Here is a 22,794-nt window from a genome sequence, read left to right as displayed (position 1 = left end):
GGGGGGGGGGGGGGGGGGCGGGGGGGGGGGGGGGCCCGGGGGGGGCCCCCCCCCCCCCCCCCCTTTCCCCCCCCCCCCCCCCCCCCCCCACTCCGACCCCGACCCCCTCCCCGCCGTCGTACCGGGTCAGCTCACGGCCGGGTCAGGAACGCCAGCCGTGCCCGCTTCTCCGGGATGAAGACCTCCGGCAGGTCCACCTCCGGCAGCGTCACCTCGGGGCCGAGCTCGAAACCGGCCTTGGCCAGCCGGGCGATCGCCTTGTCGTTGGCGGCGTCCGGCTCGCCGACCACCCGGGTCTTCCCCGCGAGCGCGAACGTCACCAGGGCGGTGAGCAGCCCCTCCGTGAAGCCCCGCTCGGGCGCCGCGTCCGAGGGCGCCACGAACAGGTGCACGCCGATGTCGCCGGGCAGCGCCTCGTAGCACTCCGAGACCCGGTCGGCCTCGGGGTCGTACGTCTGGAAGATCGCCACCGGCACCCCGTCGCGGTGCACCAGGAAGCCGTGGTGGGTGGTGAGCGAGTCGAGGTGCGCGTAGATCTCCCGCACCTGCTCCAGGGTGGTGCCGTTCATGCCCCAGAAGCGGGCCCGCTCCTCGTTCACCCAGGCGTGGATGAGCGGTGCGTCGGCCTCGGGGTCGATCCGGTCGATCCGGACCGTGCCGAAGCCCTCGACGTCCTGGGTGTGCTCGGTTCTGCGCATGGTCATGCTCCTGATTCCTGCTCTTCCTTCACGAGACGGGTCCACTCGGTGACGACGGGGGCGAGTTCGCCCCGCACCCACAGGGCGAGCTGGTCGCGGTGGTGCGGGTCGCCGGGGACGCCGGAGGCGCCGAACGGCACGATCCAGCGGCTGCGTTCGCGGTCGGCGAGGTCCCAGACGTAGCGGGCGGCGGACGACCGGGCGCTGAGGTCGGTGTAGCCGGGCACGCTGGACGTCGACAGGACGCAGTCGTGGTCGCCGCCGAGCCCCGGCCAGCCCTCCTCGGGGTCGCCGCCCGGCAGCGCCTGCCAGGGCACCAGCCGGTGGGTCTCGCCCCACGCGCCCGGCGCGTCCCCGGCGGCCACCGCCGCGCCCGTCTCCTCCAGCGCCTCCCGCACCAGCCTGGCCCGGTCGGCGGGCGGCACGGGACCCGTCACGAGCAGCGTCTCCAGGGCGAACGCGACCCGCCCGCCGAGCGCCAGCCAGGGCTGGAACACCGCCGGGTACGGGGCGGGCTCGCGCAGCTCCGCGAAGGCCGGGTGGGCGGCGAAGCGGCGGACCACCGCGCCGCGCACCGCCGCGTACAGACCGGCGTCCACGCTGTCCGCGTCCATCCGGCGGTCCCAGCCGAGCAGCGTGGCGCGCACGGTACGGGCGGCGGGCGCGAGCGCGGCCGGGTCGACGGCCCGGACGGCGTCGAGCAGCCGCCGCGCGGCGGGGTTGGCGGTGTCGGTGTGCACGGCGGCCGTGTTCTCGGGCGTCCAGTCGGCCGAGGCGCCGAGCAGCTCGGCGATCCGCTCCGCCCGGTGCGGCGGCGCGAACTCCACGCCCAACGGGCCCGCCAGACCACGGGCGTTGGCCATCACGGCGTACGGTCCCACGGCGGCGCGCGGCAGCGGCGCGGGCGCGTCGGCCCAGGCGTGCCGGGCGTCCCAGGCGGGCACCACGCGCAGCCGGTTGGCCGCGTCGCGGACCGGCACGTGCCCGGCCACCCGGTGCAGCAGGCCGCCGTCCACGTCGGCGGCCTGCACCACGTTCACCGGCTCGACCCAGCGGTCGAGCGCCCGGTCGACGTCCGCGACGGACCGGGCCCGCAGCAGCGCGGGCAGCGCGGCGAAGCCCAGTTCGCCGGTGACGCGCGGCGGATGGCGCAGGCTGACGGCCTCCCAGATGTCGCCGTCAGCGGCCGGGGAGCTGTTGTCGCCGTCCGTGCCCGCGCCCATGGCCGGGGAGCCGTCGCCGTCGGCCGCGGCCGGGGTGCCGTCGCACGGGCCCGCCGCGCCGATGATCACCGGGCCGCGGGCGGTCTCGACGACCTCGACCCGTACCGGTTCGGCCACGTCCTTCACCCGGACCGACTCGGTGTGCGCGGTGGCGGGCTCCCAGCCGTCCGGGCCGAACGCCTCGATCCGGCCGTCGGGCAGCCGGCGCAGCCGCTCGCGGTAGAGGTCCTGGTAGTCGGCCATGGCGTTGGTGATGGCCCAGGCGACCCGCCCGGTGTGCCCGAAGTGGGCGAGTCCGGGGACGCCGGGCACCGCGAGGCCGACCACGTCGTGGTCGGGGCAGGCGAGCCGGATCTGCTGGTAGACGCCGGGCGCCTCGATGAAGCGGTGCGGGTCGCCCGCGACGAGCGGGGCGCCGCTCGCGGTCCGCGCGCCGGACAGCAGCCAGCCGTTGGACCCTGCGGTGCCGGGGCCGTCGGTGGCGAACAGCTCGGTCCACCGCTCGCCGAGCCGGGCGGCCACCCGGTCCCGCCACAGCTTGGTGGGGAACCCGGCGAACAGGATGTGGGTGGAGAGCCAGACGGCTAGCGGTGTCCACGGCTCCCAGCGGCCGGGCTCAAGACCGGTGGCGGCGAACTCGGGGGCCCGCCGGGCACCGTCGGCGAGGCCCTCGTTGACCCCGTCCACATAGGCGCGCACCCAGGCGGCCGTCTCCGGGTCGAGCCGGTCGTGGCAGCGGCGCGCGGTGTCGGCCAGCCTGGCCTGCCGGACGAAGGTGTCCCAGCCGGTCTCGGTGGCGCCGAGGAACGCGGCCGTGGTGCCCTGCGCCCGGTGCCGTTCGACCTCCAGCTGCCAGGCCCGGTCCCGGGCGGTCACCAGGCCCTGCGCGCGGGCGAGTTCGCGTGGATCGGCGGCGCGCAGATGCGGCACGCCGAAGGCGTCCCGGAAGACCTCGATGCTCACGCGTACGACCCCGATCAGATCACGATTCTTAGGTTAGGCTGGCCTAAATTAATCTACAGGACCTCAGGGGAGGGGATCACGGTGGGTGGTACCGGTCATGGCTGGGAGGGCGTCGTCCTCAAGCTGTTCCGCGGCAAGGACTTCACGTTCACGGTGACCGGCGCGGAGCAGGTCACCGAGCACTACCGCAGGGTGCGGTGCACGGACGGCGGGCTGCTCGCGGCCGCGGGCGTGCACCCCACCATGTGGGTGCGGCTCTGGTTCACCAGCGGGGGCAAGCCCCATCAGCGCGCCTACACGCTCGTCGACCCGGACCCGGCGACCGGCACCTTCGCCCTTGAGTTCGCGCTCCACGACGGCCCCGCCAGCGACTGGGCCCGCACCTGCGCCGTGGGCGACACCGTCGACGCCACCCTCCAGGGCACCGGCTTCACCGCCCCCGAGCCCAAGCCCGGACGCCTTTTCGTGGTCGGCGACGCGGCCTCGCTGCCCGCGATCAACTCGCTGCTCGGCGCCTTCCCCGGCACTCCCGCCACCCTCTGGTTCGAGACCGCGCACGCCTCCGACGAGGACCTGCCGCTGCGCCTCGACGGTGACCTGCACGAGGTGCGCCGGGTGCCCCGCGCGGACGCCGGGGCCGCACTGGCAGCCCGGGTCCGCGAGGAGCTGCCCGCGCTCGTGGCCGCCACCGCCGACCCGTACGTCTGGATCGCCTGCGACACCGCCACCACCCGCACCCTCGCCGGGTTCGCGCGCAAGGAGCTCGCGCTGCCCAAGGAACGGCTGCACGCCCTCGGCTACTGGCGCCCGACCCGCGAGCGCGCCGCCGTCTGAGCCGCGCCGTCTGAGCCGCGCCGTGTGAGCCGCGCCGAGTGAGTCACGCCGTCTGAACCGCTCGGCCGGTTCGGCCGGTTCGGCCGACGACGACGCCCCGGAGGGACTTCCCCCGGGGCGTCGTCGTGTTGACGATCCGTTACCCCGACCCGGCGCGCATCGTTCTCAACCCTCCCTCGGACGCGCCCTGGCGCCCGCGCGCGCCGTCACCCGCGGGGCGCGCGGGGCTGGCGGGAACGCCTGTGCCGAAAGATTCGAATATGGGCACGGAAACCACCCTTTGGAGTGAACTCACTTCAGGTGTCTGCCAGTTCACCCACAGTGCGTAAAGATTCCGGTGTCTCAAGTCGCCCGCGCCGCGTCGACCCACAGTCCCCGTGGTGAGCGGCCGGCGACGCCATGTCTCTTGTGGGGGTTCCACCGCCTTGAACAGCAACACCTTCCGCCTGCCCGCACGCCGTACCGCCGCCGCGGCCGCCGTCGCCGCCCTCGCCGCGGGCCCGCTGGCCCTCGCCGTCCCCGCCCACGCCACCGGCGGCACCGGAGCGGGCGGCGAAGGCCACGCCACCGCCGTCGTGCTGCGCGCGGGCCTCGATGTCAATCTGCTCAACAAGGCCGTGAACGTGCCGCTGCGCGCCTCCCTCAACGAGGTCGAGGCCCCGGCCAGTGCCGAGAAGACCGCGCTCAGCGTCCGGGTCGACGGCGCCGAGAACGGCAAGCCGGTCTCCGTGCTCAAGGCCGACGTCGCCACCTCCGAGGCGACCGTCGAGGGCGGCACCGCCAAGGGATACGTGAACCTGGTCAAGGCCCGCGTCCATGTGCCGGGGCTGCCGCTGCTCTCCCTGGTCGAGATCGAGAAGGTCACCTCCAAGGCGGTCTGCGAGGCGGGCAAGCGGCCGGTCGCCGAGTCCAACCTGCTCGGGCACATCACCGTCCTCGGCAAGAAGACCACCCTGTCGACGGGCGGCCAGACCAAGGTGAGCGTGCCCGGCGTCGGCGAGGTCGTGCTCGACCTCTCCCGCACCTCCACCACCTCGCGCACCGCCGCCGCCACCGCCCTCGAACTCTCCGTCGAGGTCAACCCGCTGCACCTCAACGTCGCCGAGGTCAAGGGCAAGGTCACCCTCGCCGAGGCCACCTGCACCACCCCGCGCGGCGAGAAGCCGCCCACCAAGCCGACCGAGCGGCCCACCCAGAAGCCCAGCGAGCAGCCCTCGCAGCGGCCGTCGAGCGAGCCCAGCCACGCCACCGGCATCAAGACCGACAACGGCGGCACCACCCCGACCCAGCACCTCGCCGAGACCGGCGGCAGCTCCATGACGCCGTACCTCGCGGGCGGCGCCCTGCTGCTCGTCGGCGTGGGCGGCGGCGCCCTGGTCCTGGCCCGCGGCCGGGCCCGCGCCCGCGGCTGACCCGCCCGAGGGGATCGGAAAGGCCGCAGAAGGCCGCAGGGGGAAGCGAAGGGGACGAAAGGGGGGTGGTGCCGGACGGCACCACCCCCTGGGGCTTCCCGCCGCAGAGCCGCCGACACTCGGCCGCCGGCTACGGGCCGGCCCTCAGCCGGCCGCCCTCAGCCCAGCATCAGCAACGCCTGGTCCAGCGCCTGCAGGAAGCGGTTCGTCGTCACCCGGTCCCGCACCGCGAGCCGCAGCCAGTGCCGGTCCAGGCCCGGGAAGGTGTCCCCGCGCCGGGCCGCGAAGCCCAGCGCCCGCAGCCGCTCCCGTACCGCGTCCGCGTTCTCGATCCGCACCAGGACGAACGGGCCCTCGGCCGCCGCCACCGCCGTGACCTCGTCGAACTCCGCGAGGCCCGCCAGCAGATGGGCCCGCTCCACACCGATCCGGTGCGCCGCGTGCTCCGCCTCCGCGAGCGCCGCCCGCGACATGCACGCCTCCGCCGCCACCAGCGCCGGGGTCGACACCGGCCACAGCGGCTGGACCCGCTCCAGGGCCTCGACCGTCTCCGGCGCCGCCAGCACGTAGCCGATCCGCAGCCCCGCCAGACCCCAGGTCTTGGTCAGGCTCCGCAGCACCACCAGGCCCGGCACATCGGTCCGCGAGGCCAGCGACTCGCGCTCGCCCGGCACCGCGTCCATGAACGCCTCGTCGACCACCAGGGTCCGGCCCGGCCGGGCCAGCGTGGTGATCGTCTCCGCCGGATGCAGCACCGAGGTCGGGTTGGTGGGATTGCCGATCACGACCAGATCCGCGTCCTCGGGGACCGCCGCCGGATCGAGCCGGAAACCGTCCGCGGCGCGCAGCAGCACCCGGTCCACCGGGTGCCCGGCGTCCCGCAGGGCCGCCTCCGGCTCGGTGAACTGCGGATGCACCACCACCGGCCGCCGCACCGGCAGCGCCCGCGCGAGCAGCACGAACGCCTCCGCCGCGCCCGCCGTGAGCAGCACCCGCCGGGCCGGCAGGTCGTGCCGCTCGGCCACCGCCGCCCGGGCCGCCCGCCCGTCGGGATAGGCCGCGAGCCCGGTCAGCGAATCGGCGATCCGCTCCCGCAGCCAGGCGGGCGGGGTGTTGGTCCGTACGTTGACCGCGAGGTCGGTCAGCTTCTCGTCCCTGACCTCGGCGTCGCCGTGGTGTCTCAGGTCGTGCACATCGGGTTCCGCGGGAGTGTGGATGTCCATGGCCGCCGTCACGTGGGGGGTGGTGGGGGTGGGGGTGGGGAGGGTGTGCGTGGGGGGAGCGGGGGGAACGGGGGGAGCCGGGGGCTCGTCACCGAGATACCCGTGGGTACGGGGCAACAACCGTACGTCTCGGGCCACTTCGTTCGACCCGTCCGGCGAAACGGGCGGAACGGGTGAAACAGGGGGTACGGGCGAGGCCACCGCGCACGTCGCCCGCCGGGTCTTCCGCTTCGGCACGAGCAGCACCGCGCCAGGCCCCGCCGCCCGCAGCGCCGCCGCCTCCGCCACCGAAGCCGTCCCGGCCGCCGCGCGCACCACCGCCGAAGGACCCGGCACGGGCACGGGCGCGAGCTCCGCGCCCGGGAAGCCCCGCACCGGCACCCGCAGCCGGGCCGCCGTCTCCACCACGCCCGGATCGGCCGCCCGCACGTCGAGCGTCGCAAGCGCGAGCACGTCCCCGGGCGTCCGCCCGGCCTCGGCCAGGGCCGCGCCGATCAGCCCGAGCAGCTCCGCGGCCGTCGTCCCGGGCCGGGCGCCGACCCCCACCACGACGGCCGACGGCCGCTGCCCGAGGTGCGCGGACACACCGTCATCGGATAGCAAAGGGCCATGGCTGTCGTCGTCGCGCTCGGCGCGTTCCTCATGACGCTGTTCGGCGGCTGGACCGCCCAGCGCGTCACCGACCGGCGCCATCTCGTCCTCGGCCTGGCCGGCGGACTGATGCTCGGCGTCGTCGGGCTCGACCTGCTGCCCGAGGCGATGGAGGCGGCGGGCACGAAGGTGTTCGGCGTCCCGCAGGCCCTGCTGCTGTTCGTCGGCGGCTTCCTCTTCGCCCATGTGGTGGAGCGGCTGCTGGCCGTCCGGCAGGCCGCGCACGGCAGCGAGACCGGCGGCCGGGTCCCGCAGGTCGGCCTCACCGCGGCCGGCGCCATGGTGCTGCACAGCCTGATGGACGGCGTCGCGCTCGGCGCCGCCTTCCAGGTCAGCGGCGGCATGGGCGCCACCGTCGCGCTCGCCGTCATCACCCACGACTTCGCCGACGGCTTCAACACGTACACGCTCACCAGCCTGTACGGCAACGCCCGGCGCAAGGCCGTCGCCATGCTCGTCGCCGACGCGGTCGCCCCGGTCGTCGGCGCCGCGTCCACCCTGCTGTTCACCCTTCCGGAGGAACTCCTCGGCAGCTATCTCGGGTTCTTCGGCGGCGCCCTGCTCTACCTCGCCGCCGCCGAGATCCTGCCCGAGGCCCACCACGACCACCCGGCCCTGACCACCCTGCTCTGCACGGTCGCGGGCGTGGCCTTCATCTGGCTGGTGGTGGGCCTGTCCGGCGGCTGAACCCGGGCCCCCGGCCGAGCTCACGCGGCGGGTCCGCCCGCGCAGTGCGCGACGAACCGTTCCGCCGCGCCCGGCGCCCCGGCCCAGTGGGTGTGCACATAGCTGGCGTGCACCCCGCCCTGGACGAAGCCCTCCACCCGGGTCTCCGGCTGCCGCAGCCCCCAGGCCGCCGTCGCCCCGGCGCCCGGCTCGATCACCGTCCGGTGGAACTCGTGCCCCCGCATCCGGGTGCCCGCCGCCGCCAGGACGCTGTCGTTGACGGCCACCGCGTCCCGGTAGCCGAGGGTGAGCCGCGGCGACATCCGGGCCTCCGCGTCGAGCACCCCGCACATCGGCCGCCCGTCGAGCGACCGGGCCAGATAGAGCAGCCCCGCGCACTCGGCGGCGATCGGCGCCCCGGCCGCGGCGAGCTCCGCCACCGCCGCCCGCAGCGGCTCGTTGGCGGACAGCTCCGCCCCGTACACCTCGGGGAACCCACCCCCGACGACCAGTCCGCCCGTCCCGGCGGGCAGCTTCTCGTCGCGCAGCGGGTCGAAGACGACGACCTCCGCGCCGGCCGCCCGCAGCAGTTCGGTGTGCTCGGCGTACGAGAAGGTGAACGCGGCCCCGCCCGCGACCGCCACCACCGGGGTCCGCCCCGCCGTCGCGGCGGGCGGCCGGACCACCGCCCCGGCCGACCAGGGCGCCGACCGCAGCGGCGGCGCCGAGCGCGCGAGGGCGAGCAGCGCGTCCAGATCGCACCCGGCCCGCACCTGCTCGGCCTGCGCCGCCACCGCCTCGACGGCCGCCGACTGCCGCTCGGCGACCGGCACCAGGCCGAGGTGCCGCGACGGCGTCTCCACCGCGGGCGCCCGCCGCAGCACCCCGAGCACCGGCACCCCGGACTCCTCCAGGGCCTCCCGGAGCAGCGCCTCGTGCCGGTCGGTGGCCACCTTGTTGAGGATCACCCCGCCGAGCCGCACCTCCGGGTCCCAGGACGCGAAGCCGTGCACCAGGGCCGCCACCGAACGGGACTGCGAGGAGGCGTCCACCACCAGCACCACCGGCGCCCGCAGCAGCTTCGCCACCTGCGCCGTGGACGCCAGCTCGCCCTGGCCCGCGGCCCCGTCGTACAGGCCCATCACGCCCTCGACGACGGCCAGTTCGCAGCCCCGCGCGCCGTGCGCGAACAGCGGCTCGACCAGATCCGTACCGCACATGTACGCGTCGAGGTTGCGGCCCGGGCGGCCGGTGGCGAGCGCGTGGTAGCCCGGGTCGATGTAGTCCGGGCCCACCTTGTGCGGGGACACCGCCATGCCACGGCCGGCGAACGCGGCCATCAGACCGGTCGCGACCGTGGTCTTGCCCGCGCCGGAGGACGGCGCGGCGATGACGAGACGTGCTACCACTCGATGCCCCGCTGGCCCTTCTGACCCGCGTCCATGGGGTGCTTCACCTTCGACATGTCGGTGACCAGATCCGCGAAGTCCATCAGCTCCTGCGGCGCGTTGCGGCCGGTGATGACCACATGCTGCTGCCCGGGCCGGTTCCGCAGCACCTCGATCACCTCGGCGGTGTCGATCCAGCCCCAGTGCAGCAGGTAGGCGAACTCGTCGAGGACGTAGAAGCCGTACGTCTGCGCCGCCAGGTCCCGCTTGACCTGCTCCCAGCCCTCGCGCGCCTTGTCCTCGTGGGACTGCTCGCCCTCGGCGACCTCGCGCTGGATCCAGGACCAGCCCTCGCCCATCTTGTTCCAGACGACCGTGCCGCCCTTGCCGGTCTCGCCGAGCGCCACCAGGGCGTTCTCCTCGCCGACCCGCCACTTGGCGGACTTCACGAACTGGAACACCCCGATCGGCCAGCCCTGGTTCCAGGCGCGCAGCGCCATCCCGAAGGCGGCCGTCGACTTCCCCTTGCCGACGCCGGTGTGCACCATCACCAGCGCGCGGTTGCGACGCTGACGGGTGGTCAGACCGTCGTCCGGTACGACGGTCGGCTGTCCCTTAGGCATTACGCGGCCCTCCTGGTGCCCGAGCGGTTCCCTTGTGTTCCCTGTACGTCCCTGACCAGCCCGGCGATCGAGTCCGCCCGCAGCTCGTCCAGGGTGACGGCGGTGCCGCCGAGTTCCCCGGCCAGCTTCCCGGCCAGACCGAGCCGCACCGGGCCCGTCTCGCAGTCCACGACGACCGCTGCGGTGCCGCCGGCGGCGTGCAGCCCCGCCGCCCGGGCGGCGAGCGCCGCCGGGTCGGCGCCGCCGCCGGTCGCCCGGCCGTCGGTCACCACCACGAGCAGCGGCCGCCGCGAGGGGTCCCGCAGCCGCTCCACCCGCAGCACGTCGTGCGCCTTCAGCAGGCCCGCCGCCAGCGGCGTCCGGCCGCCCGTCGGCAGCTGCTCCAGGCGCGCCGCCGCCGCGTCCACCGACGAGGTCGGCGGCAGCGCGAGGTCGGCGGCCCGGCCCCGGAAGGTGACAAGCCCGACCTTGTCGCGCCGCTGGTAGGCGTCGAGCAGCAGCGAGAGCACCGCGCCCTTCACCGCGCCCATCCGCCGCCGGGCCGCCATCGACCCCGAGGCGTCCACCACGAACAGGACCAGATTGCCCTCCCGGCCCTCCCGGGTCGCCTGCCGCAGATCGTCCCTGCGCACCACCAGACCCCGGCCGCTGCGCCCGCGCTCCTTCTGGTGCGGGGCGGCGGCCCGTACGGTCGCGGACAGGTGCAGCTTGGTCAGGGTGCCGCGCGGGCGGACCGAACCGGTCGTCCTGCCGTGCTCGGTACGGGCCCGGGAGCGGCGCCCGGCCGCGCCCTCGCCGAGTCCGGGCACGCTGAGCACCTTCGTACGGAACGGCTCGGCGGCCGGTACGGCGGCCCGCTCACCGGCACCGGCGGAGCCCTGCCGGGGGGCGGGCTCGGGGGCGTTCTCCGGGGCGGGCGTCTCCTGCGGTACGTCCTGCGGGGTCTCGGCCGACTCCTGCGCGGGTCCTTCCGGCTGCGGCGGGACGCCCCCGCCGGGACCGCCGTCCGGGCCGCCGTCGCCAGGGCCGTCCGGCTCCGGGTCGTCGTCCGGCGCCGGGTCCTCGCCCTTGAACCGCTCCAGGGTCTCGTCCAGCTTGTCCTCGTCGAGGCCCGGCGCGTCGAAGGGGTTGCGGCGGCGCCGGTGCGGCAGCGCGAGCAGCGCGGCCTGCCGGACGTCGTCCGAGGTCACCTCGGTCCGCCCGGCCCACGCGGCGAGCGCCGTCGCGGTCCTGGCCATCACGATGTCGGCGCGCATGCCGTCCACCTCGAACGCGGCGCAGGTCGCCGCGATCTGCAGCAGCACGGCGTCCCCGAGCGTCACCTTCGGCAGCAACTCCCGCGCCGCCACGACCCGTTCGCGCAGCGCCCGCTCCTCGTCGGCCCAGCGCGCGGCGAACCCGGCCGGGTCGTCCTCGAACGCGAGCCGCCGCCGCACCACTTCCACCCGCTGCTCGGGCACCCGGGAGGCCGCGACCTCCACGGTGAGCCCGAACCGGTCGAGCAGCTGCGGCCGCAGCTCGCCCTCCTCCGGGTTCATGGTGCCGACCAGCAGGAACCGGGCCGCGTGCCGCACCGAGACGCCCTCGCGCTCGACGTACGACGAACCCATCGCGGCGGCGTCGAGCAGCAGGTCGATCAGGTGGTCGTGGAGCAGGTTGACCTCGTCGACGTAGAGGATGCCCCGGTGCGCGTCGGCGAGCAGCCCCGGCTCGAACGCCTTCACGCCGTCGGCCAGCGCCTTCTCGATGTCGAGCGCGCCGACCAGCCGGTCCTCGGAGGCGCCGACCGGCAGCTCGACCATCCGCGCGGGCCTGCCCTCCCCAGGGCCGTGCGCATGCGGCCCGTCCGGGCAGCCCGGGTCCTGGGCCGCCGGGTCGCAGGAGAAGCGGCAGCCCGCGACGACCGCGACCTCGGGCAGCAGCTCGGCGAGCGCCCGTACGGCCGTCGACTTCGCGGTGCCCTTCTCGCCGCGCACCAGGACGCCGCCGACGGCCGGACTGACCGCGTTCAGCAGCAGCGCGAGCCGCAGATCGTCCATGCCCACGACGGCCGTGAACGGAAAGCGGGTGCTCATCGGGTGCTCGCTCCTTCGGTCGGTACGGAAGTCGGTACGGAAGTCGGTACGGAGGTTGTCTCAAGGGTTCCCGGGGCGGGCCCGGGCGGGGCGCTCACGGCGCGCCCGGTGGCACGAACGGCAGCCCCGGCGGCGGGCCCTGCTCGATCAGCTTCCACAGCGCGTCGGTGTCGGCGTGCTCCTCGATCAGATCGCCGAGCCGGTCGAGCTGCTCCTCGCGCAGCGCGCCGAACGAGGTGTCGGGCGCCGGGACGAACCGCCGTCCGGCCGCCGCCGCCACCTCGCGCAGGAACGCCCGCCGGAATCCGTCGCTCTCCAGCGAGCCGTGCCAGTGGGTGCCCCACACCGCGCCCACCCGGCAGCCGTCCAGGAACGGCTCGCCGCCCCGCACGTCGGCGACGCCGTGGTGGATCTCGTACCCCTCGACCCGCTCGCCGAGCGCCTCGCCGACCGGCCGGGCAAGCGTCTTCCCGGCCGCGAACCTGACCCGTACGGGCAGCAGTCCGAGCCCGTCGACGGCGCCCGCCTTCGACTCGATCTCGTCCTCGATGTGTTCGCCGAGCGCCTGGAACCCGCCGCAGATCCCGAGCACCGGGCGGCCCTCGGCGGCCCGCCGGACCAGCGCGTCGGCCAGGCCCCGCTCGCGCAGCCAGGCCAGGGCCTTGACCGTGCCCCGGGTGCCGGGCACCACCGCCAGGTCGGCGTCGGCCAGCTCCTCGGGCCGGTCGACGAAGCGGACGATCACGCCCGGCTCGGCGGCCAGCGCGTCCACGTCGGTGAAGTTCGACATCAGCGGCACCGCGCAGACCGCGACCCGCAGCACGTCCGCGCCGACCGGCGGCGCCACCACCGACTCGCGCACCGCGCCCCGCAGCGACACCCGCAGGCCGTCCTCCTCGTCGATGCCGAGCCCGTGGGCGTACGGCAGCACCCCGAAGGTGCGCCGCCCGGTCAGCCCGAGCAGCATGCCGAGGCCCGGTTCGAGCAGCGTCACGTCACCGCGGAACTTGTTGACGAGATAGCCCGCGACCAGCTCCTGGTCCTCCGGCGCGAGCAGCGCCGTGGTGCCGAAGAACTGCGCGAAGACCCCGCCCCTGTCGATGTCGCCGACCACCACGACGGGCAGCCGCGCGGCCCGTGCGATCCCCATGTTGACGATGTCGGTGCGCCGCAGATTGATCTCGGCGGGGCTGCCCGCGCCCTCGCAGATCACCGCGTCGTACGTGCTGCGCAGCTCCTCCAGGCAGCTCATCACCGGCTCGAACAGCTCCTGCTGCCGGTTCCCGTGGTAGCCGCGGGCGCTCATCTCGCCGATCGGCCGGCCCATCAGGACGACCTGGCTCGAGCGGTCGCTGCCCGGCTTGAGCAGCACCGGGTTCATCAGCGCGGTCGGCTCGACCCGGGCGGCCTGCGCCTGCATGGCCTGGGCGCGGCCGATCTCGGCACCCTCGTGGGTGACGAAGGAGTTGAGGGACATGTTCTGTCCCTTGAACGGGGCGACCTTGACGCCCTGCCGGACCAGCCACCGGCAGATCCCGGCGGTGACCACGCTCTTGCCCGCGTCCGAGGTCGTCCCGGCGACGAGCAGTCCGCCACCCCTCACGTCGTCCTCCGCTTCCGCGCCGTGCGCTTGTGTGCCGTGAGCTTGTGTGCCGTGCTCATCAGGGTCCGGCCGCCCACGCAGACGGCCAGGGTCAGCCAGGTCACCCGGCGGGACAGCCGGACCGCCCGCTCGATGTCGGCCACCTCGACGGCCCGGCCGCGGCCGTTCAGGACCGGCCGGTGCTCGACCCGGCCGCCGTACGCGAGGGTGCCCCCGAGCCGTACTCCGAGCGCCCCGGCGAACGCGGCCTCCACCGGGCCCGCGTTGGGGCTGGGGTGCCGGGCGGCGTCGGTGCGCCAGGCGCGCAGCGCGCCGCGCGGGTCGTCGCCCGCGACCGCGGCGAGCACGGCGGTGAGCCGGGCGCCGGGCGCGCCGACCAGGTCGTCGAGCCGGGCGGAGGCCCAGCCGAAGCGCAGATGGCGCGGTGAGCGGTGGCCGACCATGGCGTCCAGGGTGTTGACGGCGCGGAAGCCGAGCAGCCCGGGCACTCCGGCGACGGCGCCCCAGACGAGGGCGCCGACGACCGCGTCGGAGGTGTTCTCGGCGACCGACTCGACGACGGCGCGGGCCATCGCGGGGCCGTCCAGGGCCTGCGGGTCACGGCCGCACAGGTGCGGGATGCGCTCCCGGGCCACCTCCTCGTCGCCTGCGGCGAGCGCCCCGCCGATGGCGCGGGCCTCCCGGCCGAGGGTGGTGCCGCCGACCACGGCCCAGACGGCGGCGGCGGTCACGGCGACAGTGGCGGCACGGCTGCCGCGCGCGGTCCGGGCGGCGAGCGCGCCGAGGGCCACGGCGGATCCGGCGCAGACGGCGGTGTGCAGGGCGCCCCAGCCGCGGTGGTCGCGGTGCAGTCGGCGTTCGACGGCGTTCGCGGCCCGGCCGAAGGCGGCGACGGGGTGGCCGCGGCGCGGATCGCCGATCAGCCGGTCGACGGCGAGACCGGCGGCCGCTCCGTACGCGAAGAGGGTGCTGGCGGAGGCGGAGGCGGGTCTGGGGCCGCGGCCGGGCATGGCGCAGTGTCCTCACTCAGGGTCCGCGCCCTGGCTCGACGTGACCGGCGGCAGAGTTCCTGACTCCCGGCGCCAGGGGTGTCCCCGAGGCCGGTCACAGTGGCGGGACCGCGCCGGAATCGCACCGGACTTCCTCTTCATGCCGCCGTAAATGGCCCCGGCAGTCCACCACGCTGTGCGAACAGCCGTCAACTCACCCTTGACCTGCGAGGAGTCGCTGTGCGGAGCGCCACAGACACGGCGGACGGCGGGCACCGTGGGGTGCCGGCCGTCCGCCGTGGTGTGCGTGCGCCTAGGGTGATCAGGCGACGATCAGATAGATGCCGTACGACACGGCCGCCGCGCAGAGCGCGAAGCAGACGTAGGCGCCGGTGCGGGCCAGTGCGGCGGAGCCGCCGCTCGCGGCGGCCTCCTCCTGCTTGGCGAGGCCGACGATGCCCAGGGTGAACAGGCCCACGAGGGCGACGGTCGCCACGAGGCTGACTCCGAAGACGGAGCCGAGAGCTGCCCAGTCGATCTTCATGTGTGGTTCCAGTTCCTCAGACCGCGGCGGCGGGGGCCGGGGGAGCGGCGGGGTCCGCGGGGTTCGGGGTGGGGATGGTGGTCCGCAGGTCCTGGCCGGTGACCGCGGCGAAGGTGCCGGCCGGGGGCGGCGGGGTGACGGCCGCGATGGCGGTGGTCACGACGCCCGCGGGCTCGGCGGCCGGGGCCGGGGCGCCCGGGTGGTCGAGGTCGTCGGCGGTGACGTTGTGCTGGTCCACCGGCTTGCGGCGGGACAGCGACCAGATGACGCCGGAACCGGCGACGAGCAGGATCGCGACGGCGACGATGCCCCAGGTGCCCTGCTTGGTCAGGAACTCGGCGGCGGCGCCGACCAGACCGGCGGCCGGGAGGGTGAGGCCCCAGGCGACGAACATCCGGGTGGCGGTGGACCAGCGGACCACACCGCCCTTGCGGCCGAGCCCGGCGCCCATCACGGCACCCGAGCAGGACTGGGTGGTGGAGAGCGAGAAGCCGAGGTGCGAGGAGGCCAGGATGACCGTGGCGGCACTGGTCTGGGCGGCGAAGCCCTGCTGCGGCTGGAGGTCGGTGAGGCCCTTGCCCATGGTGCGGATGATGCGCCAGCCGCCGAGGTAGGTGCCGAGCGCGATGGCCACACCGGCCGAGACGATGACCCAGAGCGGGGGGTTCGCGCCGGGCGCGACGACGCCCTGGGTGACCAGCGCGAGGGTGATGATGCCCATCGTCTTCTGGGCGTCGTTGGTGCCGTGGGCGAGCGAGACCAGACCGGCGGAGGCGATCTGCCCGGCCCGGAAGCCCTTGGCGGTCGCCCTGGCCTCGGGGTTGGCCTTGATCTTGTACGTCAGCTTGGTCGCCGCCATGGCGGCAAGACCGGCGACGATCGGCGCGGCGACGGCCGGGATGAGGACCTTGGTGACGATGGTCGGGCCGTTGACGGCGGACCAGCCGGCCGACATCACCGCGGCGCCGATCAGACCGCCGAAGAGTGCGTGGGAGGAGCTCGACGGGAGGCCGAGCAGCCAGGTCAGCAGATTCCAGAGGATGGCGCCGACAAGCGCCGCGAAGATCACCTCGGTGCGGATGCCCTCTTCGTTGATGATGCCGCCGGAGATCGTCTTGGCGACCTCCACGGAGAGGAACGCGCCGACGAGGTTGAGCACGGCGGACATGGCCACCGCCGTCTTGGGCTTGAGAGCACCGGTCGAGATGGTCGTCGCCATCGCGTTGGCGGTGTCGTGGAAACCGTTCGTGAAATCGAACACGAGAGCTGTCACGACCACAATCGCGAGCAGCAGCGTGATGTGTTCCATTTACCCAGGCAATCGTTTGACGTCAGTGGCGCGTTGAACGTAGGCAACCTGGGTGAACGGAAGATGAACTGAGCCGGGCGGTGGGGTTGCCCGATCCAGGCTTGGCTCATTCCGCTTCCTCTCCTCCGTCCCCTCGGGCGCGCGCGGGTGTCCGCCCGCTGTCCACGATGCGAACAGGTGCGACCCCGGGTAATACCGGCGAATACCGGACACCGCACTCCAGGACCGACTTCGCCACCGCCGTCCCGTATCACCCCATGGACGCCACGGCCTGCCGGGCCGCCCCGGCGCGGGCCCCCGGACGACCCCCCGACGGCTCCCGGGGGGAGACGCACGTCACCCCGGGCGGGCCCGCCCGGTGGCAGGCCGACGGTCCGCTGCCGACACTGGGAGCGTGCGCCCGGCTACAGCGACGGCAGCGGCCGTCACCACAGTGATAGGTCTCGGCGCGGCCGCGGTGGCGGCCGGCCGGTACGCCAGCGACGTCGCCCTCGCGGTGCCGTCCGGACGCCCCTTCCCCGGGGACCCCCGGCTCACCGTGCACGCCACGGCACCCGGCCGGATCACCCTCACCCGCAGCATCGCCGCGCTGCGCCCCGGCACGTACGGGATCGAGGGCACCGATCTGCACGCGGTGATCGGCCCCGTCCTCGACCGGGTGCCGCACACCGCCGACACCGTCGTCCGCCGCCTCGAACGGGTCGAGCTCGGCACCCCGGGCCCCGGCGCCCGGGTCCGGCTCACCCCCCAGCTGCACCGCGGCACCCCCGGCACCGCCCTCGCGCTGCCCTACGAGGACGTCGAGATCCTCGGCGAGCTCGGCCCGCTGCCCGGCTGGCTCGTGCCCGGCGCCCGCACCACCTGGGTGATCGCCCTGCACGGCCTCGGCACCACCCGCGAGCACCCGCTCAACGTGCTCCCCTTCCTCCACGCCCGGCAGATCCCGGTCCTCGTCCCCGCCTACCGCGGCGACCCCGGGGCGCCCGCCGCACCCGACGGCCTCGCCCATCTCGGCGACTCCGAATGGCGCGATGTCGACGCCGCGATCCGCTTCGCCGTCGGCCGCGGCGCCCGCACCGTCGTCCTGCACGGCTGGGGCACCGGCGCCGCGATGGCCCTGCACGCCGCCGCGAGCTCCGGCGTCCGCGACCGGATCGGCGGCCTGGTCCTCGACTCGCCCGTGCTCGACTGGGAAGGCACCCTGCGCAACCTCGCCGCCGCCCGCCGGGTGCCAGGACCGCTGCTCCCGCTCGCCGTCCGGGCCGCCCAGGGCCGCACCGGACTGCACGGCGACCGCCTCCAGGAGGCCGCCGACCCCGACGCCCTGCGCGTCCCCGTCCTCCTGCTGCACGGCCCGGACGACACCATCGCCTCCTACGACCACTCCCGGCGGCTCGCCGAACTCCGCCCCGACCTCGTCACCCTCACCACCGTCCGGCAGGCCCCGCACGCGGCGATGTGGAACGCCGACCCGCTGCGCTACGAGGAGGCGCTGCGCCGCTTCCTCACCCCGCTGGTCTGACGCCTCCCCGGCACCGGCCGGGCGCCGCCCCGGCGCCGCCCGGGGGAAAGGGCTTGCGGCCCGCCCGCGCGGTGCCCCGGGACCCGGCCGGCCGGGCGAAGCCGGGGGCGTGGCGGCGGCGTTGCCGATTCCGATTGGGCTTTCGGGCCGTCAGCGGGAAGACTGCCCTCCGTGACGTCTCGACAGCCCGATGAATCCATCGCGCGGGGCTCCAGACTCCGCCTCGTCCGGCCGGGGGCCCTCGCCACCGCCCGCAAGGCCGTGACGGCCCGGCGCACCCGCCCGGCCCCCCGGCCGCCCGAGGGCACCCCGCCCCGCGCGGAGCTCGCCGCCCACGCCAGGGCGGTGCTCGCCGACGCCGTCCGGATCGCCCGCTGGGCGGCCGTCGACCGGCCCGCCGGGCACACCGGACACACCGGCTTCCCCGGCCAGGACGGTGAACGCGCCGCCGCCGCCCTCGGTCTGACCCCGGCCCAGGTCGGCGCGGGCTGGGACCGGGCCAGGCTGGCCGGACTGATCGAGCTGCACGGCGACACCGCACGCCCCGGCTGGCGGCTGCACGCCTGGGACCGGGACGACTCCGCCGTGCTGCGCGGCTGGGTCGCCCTCTTCGACGCCTGGTCCCTGGTCCACCCGGCCCCGGCCGACACCGCGCCCGGCGCCGTCGCCGAGGTCGTCGAGGCCGTGCCCCAGGTCCTCTCGCTGCTCCAGCTCTCCGCCGGACCGGTGGCCGTGGCCGGGCTCCTCGACCTGCTCGGCCAGCGCGTGGACGAGCTCCGCGAGGAGCGCTGCGAGGTCCCGCCGCCCGGCACCGCACCCCAGGCACCCGGCACCGCGACCGCTTCCGCTCCCGCCCCGGGTTCCGCTTCCGCTTCCGACCCCGCGACCGGCCCCGGGCTGCCCACGCTGCTCGACTGGGCCCTGGCCGGACTCGCCGCCGTCGGCGCGCTCACCCTGGCCACCGCGCCCGACGGACGGCACGCCACCCTCACCCCGCTCGGCAACTGGGCGGTCTGGGTCAAGCTGGAGCAGATCTGCGTCGCCGCGCAGAGCCCGGCGGGCAACATCGAGCAGTCCGCCGAGGACATGCTGCGCGGCTGCGCCCGGCTCACCCCCGGCCCGGCCCGCGACGAGTACCGCGCCTGGCTGGCCGCCCGCACGCTGTCCAGCGCCGTCGCCGAACTCCTCGCCGTCGCCCGCGGCGAGGACGCCCTGCTGCGCGGCCTCGCCTTCGAGGCCCTGCGGGTGGTCGGCGCCCCCGCCGAACCCGAGGTCCGGGCCGCCCGCACGGAACCCCCGCTCCGCCCGTACGCGCTGCTCTGGCTCGCCGAGTACGAGGGCGCCGACCCGGAGGAGGCGCCCGAGGTGCTCACCCGCGAGGAGGCGACCTGGCTCTGGGTGGACACCGCGGCCGCCGTCGCCGACCACGGCGAGAGCACCCTGCTGGTCCGCCACCTCGACTCGGCCGTCCAGGGCACCGTCCCGGCGCTCCTCGACGAGATCCGCGCGATCGGCCATCCCCGTACCGTCCAGGTCCTGGTCGCGCTGGCCGCCGCCCACCCCGACCCGGCCCTGGCCAAGGCGGTCCGCCGGGCCGCCTTCCAGGTCCACACCGGCGGCGCCTGACCCGGCCCCATGGCCGCCGCGACCGACCCGGCGGGCCGGTGGGTCAGCCGGTGGCGCCGGGGGCGTACGTCCCGAAGCTCCAGACGTTGCCCTCGGCGTCCCGGGCCATGTAGTCCCGGGAGCCGTAGTCCTGGTCGGTGGGCGGCATGACGATCTCCATGCCGTGCGCCACGGCGCGGGCGTGGTGGTCGTCGACGTCGGTCACATGGACGTAGACGCCCACCGGGCCCGCCTCGGCCATCAGCTTGTCGTAGGTGCTCCCGGTGCCCGAGCTGCCGAGCATCACCATGCCGTTGCCGTAGGTCAGCTCGGCGTGCATCACGCGCCCGTCCTCGCCCTCGTACACGGCGTGGGCGGTGAAGCCGAACGCCTCCGTCAGCTGCTTGATCGCGGCCTTGGCGTCCTCGTAGCGCAGGGTGGGGCAGATGTCGGGTGCCTCGGTCATCCCGATCACTTCCTCTCGACGCGGCTCGAATGTGACCTGGGTCTCATTGTCCCAGGCGCCACCGACAACGAGCCGGACCCGCCGACGAGTCACCGGAAGGTGTTGCACTGCGCCATGTCGCCGGTGCGGTAGCCCTGGTAGAACCACTGCTGGCGCTGGGCCGCCGAGCCGTGCGTCCAGTTCTCCGGGGTGACCCGGCCCTGGAAGCGCTCCTGGATCCGGTCGTCGCCGACCGCCGCCGCCGCGTCCAGGCCGTCGCGGATGTCCTGGTCGGTGAGCTTCTTCAGCAGCGGGCGGCCGGTCTTGTCGTCCGGGGTGGTCGTCGCGTGCCGCGCCCACACCCCCGCGTAGCAGTCGGCCTGCAGCTCCACCTTGACCGCGTTGGAGTCGGCGCCGGTCCGGCCGTCCTGCGACTTCGACAGGGTGCCGAGCAGGTTCTGCACATGGTGGCCGTACTCGTGGGCCACCACGTACGCCTGCGCGAAGGGGCCGCCGGACGAGCCGAACTTGCTGCGCAGCTCGTCGAAGAAGCCCAGGTCCAGATAGACCTGCCGGTCGCCGGGGCAGTAGAAGGGGCCGACCGCCGAGGTGGCGTTGCCGCAGGCGGTGGGCACCCGCTGGCTGAACAGCACCGTGCGGGCGTCCGTGTAGCGGCCGCCGCGCCGGGCGTACTCGGACCGCCAGAAGTCCTGCACGCTGTTGACGACCGCCACGATCCGGCAGTCCTGCCGGGCGTTCGCGTCGCTGCCCGACTTGCAGGTCTGCTCCACCTGGGCGGCGGAGGAGGAGCTGGCGGCCGGTTCGTCGCCGCCCGAGGAGAGCCCGAGCTGTTCGGGGCCGACCCCGAACAGGACGCCCAGGATCAGCGCGATGAAGCCGATGATCCCGCCGCCGACGGTGGCCTTGCCGCCGGGGATGCGGCTGCCCCGGACGTCCTTGACCTCCGAGGTGTCCAGATCGGCGTCGTCGTCGAACTGCATGGCCACCACCCTCCGCGTCGCGGGCGGCCGCGGCCTGTCGCCGCCCTGCGCCGAGTATTGACCAGTTTGGTGACCTTCACCCCTTTTTGGGTGCCGGGCGGGGGTGCCCCGGACACCCGACGGCCCTCGGTGGTGTCGGCCGGAGCGGGCCCCGGGGCGGCTCCGGGGCGGCCCCGGGCGGGGCGGAGCCGGGCCTTCCGGCCCGGTCGTACCCCCGGCGGCGCCCCCGCCCGTACTCCTGGCGACGTCCCGGCGTGGCCGAAAACCAGTTGCAGGCGCCCGTTAGACTGGCCCTTATGGCCATTCTCCCCGTGCACTAGCGGCGTCGAAGCCCTCACCCAGCCGTCCTCCGCCGTTTCCCACCGCCCTGGAGTCTGTCCGTGATCACCGCCACCGGCATCGAGCTGCGCGCCGGCGCCCGCGTCCTCCTCGAGTCCGCTTCCTTCCGCGTCGCCAAGGGCGACCGCATCGGTCTCGTCGGCCGCAACGGAGCGGGCAAGACCACGCTCACCAAGTGCCTGGCCGGTGAGGGCCAGCCCGCCGCGGGCACCATCGCCCGCTCCGGCGAGGTCGGCTACCTCCCGCAGGACCCGCGCACCGGCGACCTCGACGTGCTCGCCCGCGACCGCGTGCTCTCCGCCCGCGGCCTGGACGTGCTGATCCGCAAGATGCGCCAGAACGAGGAGCGCATCGCCACCGGCGCCGGGGCCACCCGCGAGAAGGCCCTCAAGCAGTACGAGCGCCAGGAGACCGAGTTCCTCACCAAGGGCGGGTACGCGGCCGAGGCCGAGGCGGCCACCATCGCCGCCGCCCTCGGGCTGCCCGACCGGGTGCTCGGCCAGCCGCTGCACACCCTCTCCGGCGGTCAGCGCCGTCGCATCGAGCTCGCCCGGATCCTCTTCTCGGACGCCGACACCCTGCTCCTCGACGAGCCCACGAACCACCTCGACGCCGACTCCATCGTCTGGCTGCGCGACTACCTGAAGACCTACCGCGGCGGCTTCATCGTGATCTCCCACGATGTGGACCTGGTCGAGACCGTCGTCAACAAGGTCTTCTACCTGGACGCCAACCGCTCGGTCATCGACGTCTACAACATGGGCTGGAAGCTCTACCAGCAGCAGCGCGAGGCCGACGAGAAGCGCCGCAAGCGCGAGCGCCAGAACGCCGAGAAGAAGGCCGCCGCCCTCAACTCGCAGGCCGACAAGATGCGCGCCAAGGCCACCAAGACGGTCGCCGCGCAGAACATGGCCAAGCGCGCCGAGCGCCTGCTGTCCGGCCTTGAGGCGGTCCGCGTCTCCGACAAGGTCGCCAAGCTGCGTTTCCCGGAGCCCGCGCCCTGCGGCAAGACCCCGCTCACCGCCGAGGGCCTGTCGAAGTCCTACGGCTCGCTCGAGATCTTCACCGACGTCGACCTCGCCATCGACAAGGGCTCGCGCGTGGTCATCCTCGGCCTCAACGGCGCGGGCAAGACCACCCTGCTCCGCCTCCTCGGCGGCGTCGAGCAGCCCGACACCGGCGAGGTCACCCCCGGCCACGGCCTCAAGCTCGGCTACTACGCCCAGGAGCACGAGACCCTGGACCCGGAGCGCAGCGTCCTGGAGAACATGCGCTCCGCCGCCCCCGACCTGGACCTGGTCGAGGTCCGCAAGGTGCTGGGCTCCTTCCTGTTCTCCGGCGACGACGTCGACAAGCCGGCCGGGGTGCTCTCCGGCGGCGAGAAGACCCGGCTCGCGCTCGCGACCCTGGTCGTCTCCTCGGCGAACGTGCTGCTGCTCGACGAGCCCACCAACAACCTCGACCCGGCCAGCCGCGAGGAGATCCTCGGCGCGCTGCGCACGTACAAGGGCGCGGTCGTGCTCGTCACCCACGACGAGGGCGCCGTCGAGGCGCTCGACCCGGAGCGGATCATCCTGCTCCCGGACGGTGTCGAGGACCTGTGGGGCCCGGATTACGCGGACCTGGTCGCGCTGGCCTGACCCGGTCCCCACGGTTGGATCATGGTGGCCTGGATCATTCG

The 22,794-nt window shown here is 74.9% G+C and carries 18 protein-coding genes and 1 riboswitch; of the genes, 6 read left to right on the top strand and 12 right to left on the bottom strand.

The window, feature by feature from the left end:
* Nucleotides 1-131: 131 nt before the first annotated feature.
* A complete protein-coding gene (locus ACIPXM_RS34780) occupies nt 132-704 on the bottom strand; it encodes a GNAT family N-acetyltransferase (RefSeq protein WP_401663951.1) in 573 nt (190 codons plus the stop codon).
* Nucleotides 701-2,884, bottom strand: coding sequence for a penicillin acylase family protein (locus tag ACIPXM_RS34775; protein ID WP_401663949.1), 2,184 nt, complete (start codon nt 2,882-2,884; stop codon nt 701-703). Before ACIPXM_RS34775 ends, ACIPXM_RS34780 begins: the two co-directional genes overlap by 4 nt.
* Nucleotides 2,885-2,965: 81 nt before the next feature.
* On the opposite strand from ACIPXM_RS34775, the gene ACIPXM_RS34770 reads away from it, so the two are divergent.
* Both ACIPXM_RS34770 and ACIPXM_RS34765 read left to right on the top strand, forming a co-directional pair.
* A complete protein-coding gene (locus ACIPXM_RS34770; protein ID WP_401663946.1) occupies nt 2,966-3,718 on the top strand; it encodes a siderophore-interacting protein in 753 nt (250 codons plus the stop codon).
* 425 nt (nt 3,719-4,143) lie between these two features.
* Nucleotides 4,144-5,130 carry an SCO1860 family LAETG-anchored protein gene (locus ACIPXM_RS34765; protein ID WP_401663943.1) on the top strand — a complete coding sequence of 329 codons (987 nt, stop codon included), beginning with the start codon at nt 4,144-4,146 and terminating at the stop codon, nt 5,128-5,130.
* 158 nt (nt 5,131-5,288) lie between these two features.
* Here ACIPXM_RS34765 and cobC read toward each other — a convergent pair whose 3' ends face one another.
* The gene (gene cobC / locus ACIPXM_RS34760) at nt 5,289-6,902 is read right to left on the bottom strand and encodes an Rv2231c family pyridoxal phosphate-dependent protein CobC (protein WP_401663961.1); all 1,614 of its coding nucleotides are present in this window, start codon (nt 6,900-6,902) and stop codon (nt 5,289-5,291) included.
* 60 nt (nt 6,903-6,962) lie between these two features.
* Here cobC and ACIPXM_RS34755 point away from each other — a divergent pair, with 60 nt between their 5' ends.
* On the top strand, nt 6,963-7,691 hold the full coding sequence (locus tag ACIPXM_RS34755) for a ZIP family metal transporter (RefSeq protein WP_401663941.1): 729 nt from the start codon (nt 6,963-6,965) through the stop codon (nt 7,689-7,691).
* 20 nt (nt 7,692-7,711) lie between these two features.
* Here ACIPXM_RS34755 and ACIPXM_RS34750 read toward each other — a convergent pair whose 3' ends face one another.
* The 7 genes from ACIPXM_RS34750 to ACIPXM_RS34720 all read right to left on the bottom strand — a co-directional run bounded on the left by ACIPXM_RS34750 (nt 7,712) and on the right by ACIPXM_RS34720 (nt 16,201).
* The gene (locus tag ACIPXM_RS34750; RefSeq protein WP_401663938.1) at nt 7,712-9,079 is read right to left on the bottom strand and encodes a cobyrinate a,c-diamide synthase; all 1,368 of its coding nucleotides are present in this window, start codon (nt 9,077-9,079) and stop codon (nt 7,712-7,714) included.
* Nucleotides 9,073-9,681, bottom strand: a complete 609-nt coding sequence (cobO, locus tag ACIPXM_RS34745) for a cob(I)yrinic acid a,c-diamide adenosyltransferase (RefSeq protein WP_401663936.1) — start codon at nt 9,679-9,681, stop codon at nt 9,073-9,075. Before cobO ends, ACIPXM_RS34750 begins: the two co-directional genes overlap by 7 nt.
* A complete protein-coding gene (locus ACIPXM_RS34740; protein ID WP_401663933.1) occupies nt 9,681-11,756 on the bottom strand; it encodes a putative cobaltochelatase in 2,076 nt (691 codons plus the stop codon). The genes cobO and ACIPXM_RS34740 overlap by 1 nt, the downstream gene beginning before the upstream one ends.
* Nucleotides 11,757-11,850: 94 nt before the next feature.
* Nucleotides 11,851-13,359, bottom strand: a complete 1,509-nt coding sequence (locus tag ACIPXM_RS34735; protein ID WP_401663931.1) for a cobyric acid synthase — start codon at nt 13,357-13,359, stop codon at nt 11,851-11,853.
* The gene (locus ACIPXM_RS34730; RefSeq protein WP_401663928.1) at nt 13,356-14,369 is read right to left on the bottom strand and encodes a cobalamin biosynthesis protein; all 1,014 of its coding nucleotides are present in this window, start codon (nt 14,367-14,369) and stop codon (nt 13,356-13,358) included. Before ACIPXM_RS34730 ends, ACIPXM_RS34735 begins: the two co-directional genes overlap by 4 nt.
* 31 nt (nt 14,370-14,400) lie before the next feature.
* Nucleotides 14,401-14,554: riboswitch (cobalamin riboswitch) on the bottom strand.
* A 116-nt stretch (nt 14,555-14,670) separates the two neighbouring features.
* The gene (locus ACIPXM_RS34725; protein ID WP_401663926.1) at nt 14,671-14,892 is read right to left on the bottom strand and encodes a hypothetical protein; all 222 of its coding nucleotides are present in this window, start codon (nt 14,890-14,892) and stop codon (nt 14,671-14,673) included.
* A gap of 16 nt (nt 14,893-14,908) precedes the next feature.
* Entirely contained in the window at nt 14,909-16,201 is a 1,293-nt protein-coding gene (locus ACIPXM_RS34720) for an anion permease (protein ID WP_401663923.1), read from the bottom strand.
* Nucleotides 16,202-16,595: 394 nt separating this feature from the next.
* Here ACIPXM_RS34720 and ACIPXM_RS34715 point away from each other — a divergent pair, with 394 nt between their 5' ends.
* Both ACIPXM_RS34715 and ACIPXM_RS34710 read left to right on the top strand, forming a co-directional pair.
* Entirely contained in the window at nt 16,596-17,723 is a 1,128-nt protein-coding gene (locus ACIPXM_RS34715) for an alpha/beta hydrolase (protein ID WP_401663921.1), read from the top strand.
* 171 nt (nt 17,724-17,894) lie between these two features.
* Nucleotides 17,895-19,349, top strand: coding sequence for a hypothetical protein (locus ACIPXM_RS34710; protein ID WP_401663918.1), 1,455 nt, complete (start codon nt 17,895-17,897; stop codon nt 19,347-19,349).
* A 43-nt stretch (nt 19,350-19,392) separates the two neighbouring features.
* Here ACIPXM_RS34710 and ACIPXM_RS34705 read toward each other — a convergent pair whose 3' ends face one another.
* Nucleotides 19,393-19,794 carry a VOC family protein gene (locus ACIPXM_RS34705; protein WP_401663915.1) on the bottom strand — a complete coding sequence of 134 codons (402 nt, stop codon included), beginning with the start codon at nt 19,792-19,794 and terminating at the stop codon, nt 19,393-19,395.
* A gap of 89 nt (nt 19,795-19,883) precedes the next feature.
* Nucleotides 19,884-20,774: a neutral zinc metallopeptidase gene (locus tag ACIPXM_RS34700; protein WP_401663913.1), complete on the bottom strand. Its 891-nt coding sequence runs from the start codon at nt 20,772-20,774 to the stop codon at nt 19,884-19,886.
* A gap of 380 nt (nt 20,775-21,154) precedes the next feature.
* On the opposite strand from ACIPXM_RS34700, the gene ACIPXM_RS34695 reads away from it, so the two are divergent.
* Nucleotides 21,155-22,753, top strand: coding sequence for an ABC-F family ATP-binding cassette domain-containing protein (locus tag ACIPXM_RS34695; RefSeq protein ID WP_401663911.1), 1,599 nt, complete (start codon nt 21,155-21,157; stop codon nt 22,751-22,753).
* The last annotated feature ends 41 nt before the right edge of the window (nt 22,754-22,794 follow it).

It is taken from the genome of Streptomyces sp. NPDC090025, from assembly GCF_044748125.1.
Lineage (GTDB): Bacteria > Actinomycetota > Actinomycetes > Streptomycetales > Streptomycetaceae > Streptomyces.
Note: the sequence above shows the minus strand (reverse complement) of the source record. Positions and strands in the feature narration are given on the sequence as shown.

Excerpts from the sequence above, each read along its gene's own strand:
- ACIPXM_RS34780 (WP_401663951.1), bottom strand. The coding sequence starts at position 704 with ATGACCATGCGCAGAACCGAGCACACCCAGGACGTCGAGGGCTTCGGC.
- ACIPXM_RS34755 (WP_401663941.1), top strand. The coding sequence starts at position 6,963 with ATGGCTGTCGTCGTCGCGCTCGGCGCGTTCCTCATGACGCTGTTCGGC.
- cobO (WP_401663936.1), bottom strand. The coding sequence starts at position 9,681 with ATGCCTAAGGGACAGCCGACCGTCGTACCGGACGACGGTCTGACCACC.
- ACIPXM_RS34740 (WP_401663933.1), bottom strand. The coding sequence starts at position 11,756 with ATGAGCACCCGCTTTCCGTTCACGGCCGTCGTGGGCATGGACGATCTG.
- ACIPXM_RS34730 (WP_401663928.1), bottom strand. The coding sequence starts at position 14,369 with ATGCCCGGCCGCGGCCCCAGACCCGCCTCCGCCTCCGCCAGCACCCTC.
- ACIPXM_RS34725 (WP_401663926.1), bottom strand. The coding sequence starts at position 14,892 with ATGAAGATCGACTGGGCAGCTCTCGGCTCCGTCTTCGGAGTCAGCCTC.
- ACIPXM_RS34720 (WP_401663923.1), bottom strand. The coding sequence starts at position 16,201 with ATGGAACACATCACGCTGCTGCTCGCGATTGTGGTCGTGACAGCTCTC.
- ACIPXM_RS34705 (WP_401663915.1), bottom strand. The coding sequence starts at position 19,794 with ATGACCGAGGCACCCGACATCTGCCCCACCCTGCGCTACGAGGACGCC.
- ACIPXM_RS34700 (WP_401663913.1), bottom strand. The coding sequence starts at position 20,774 with ATGCAGTTCGACGACGACGCCGATCTGGACACCTCGGAGGTCAAGGAC.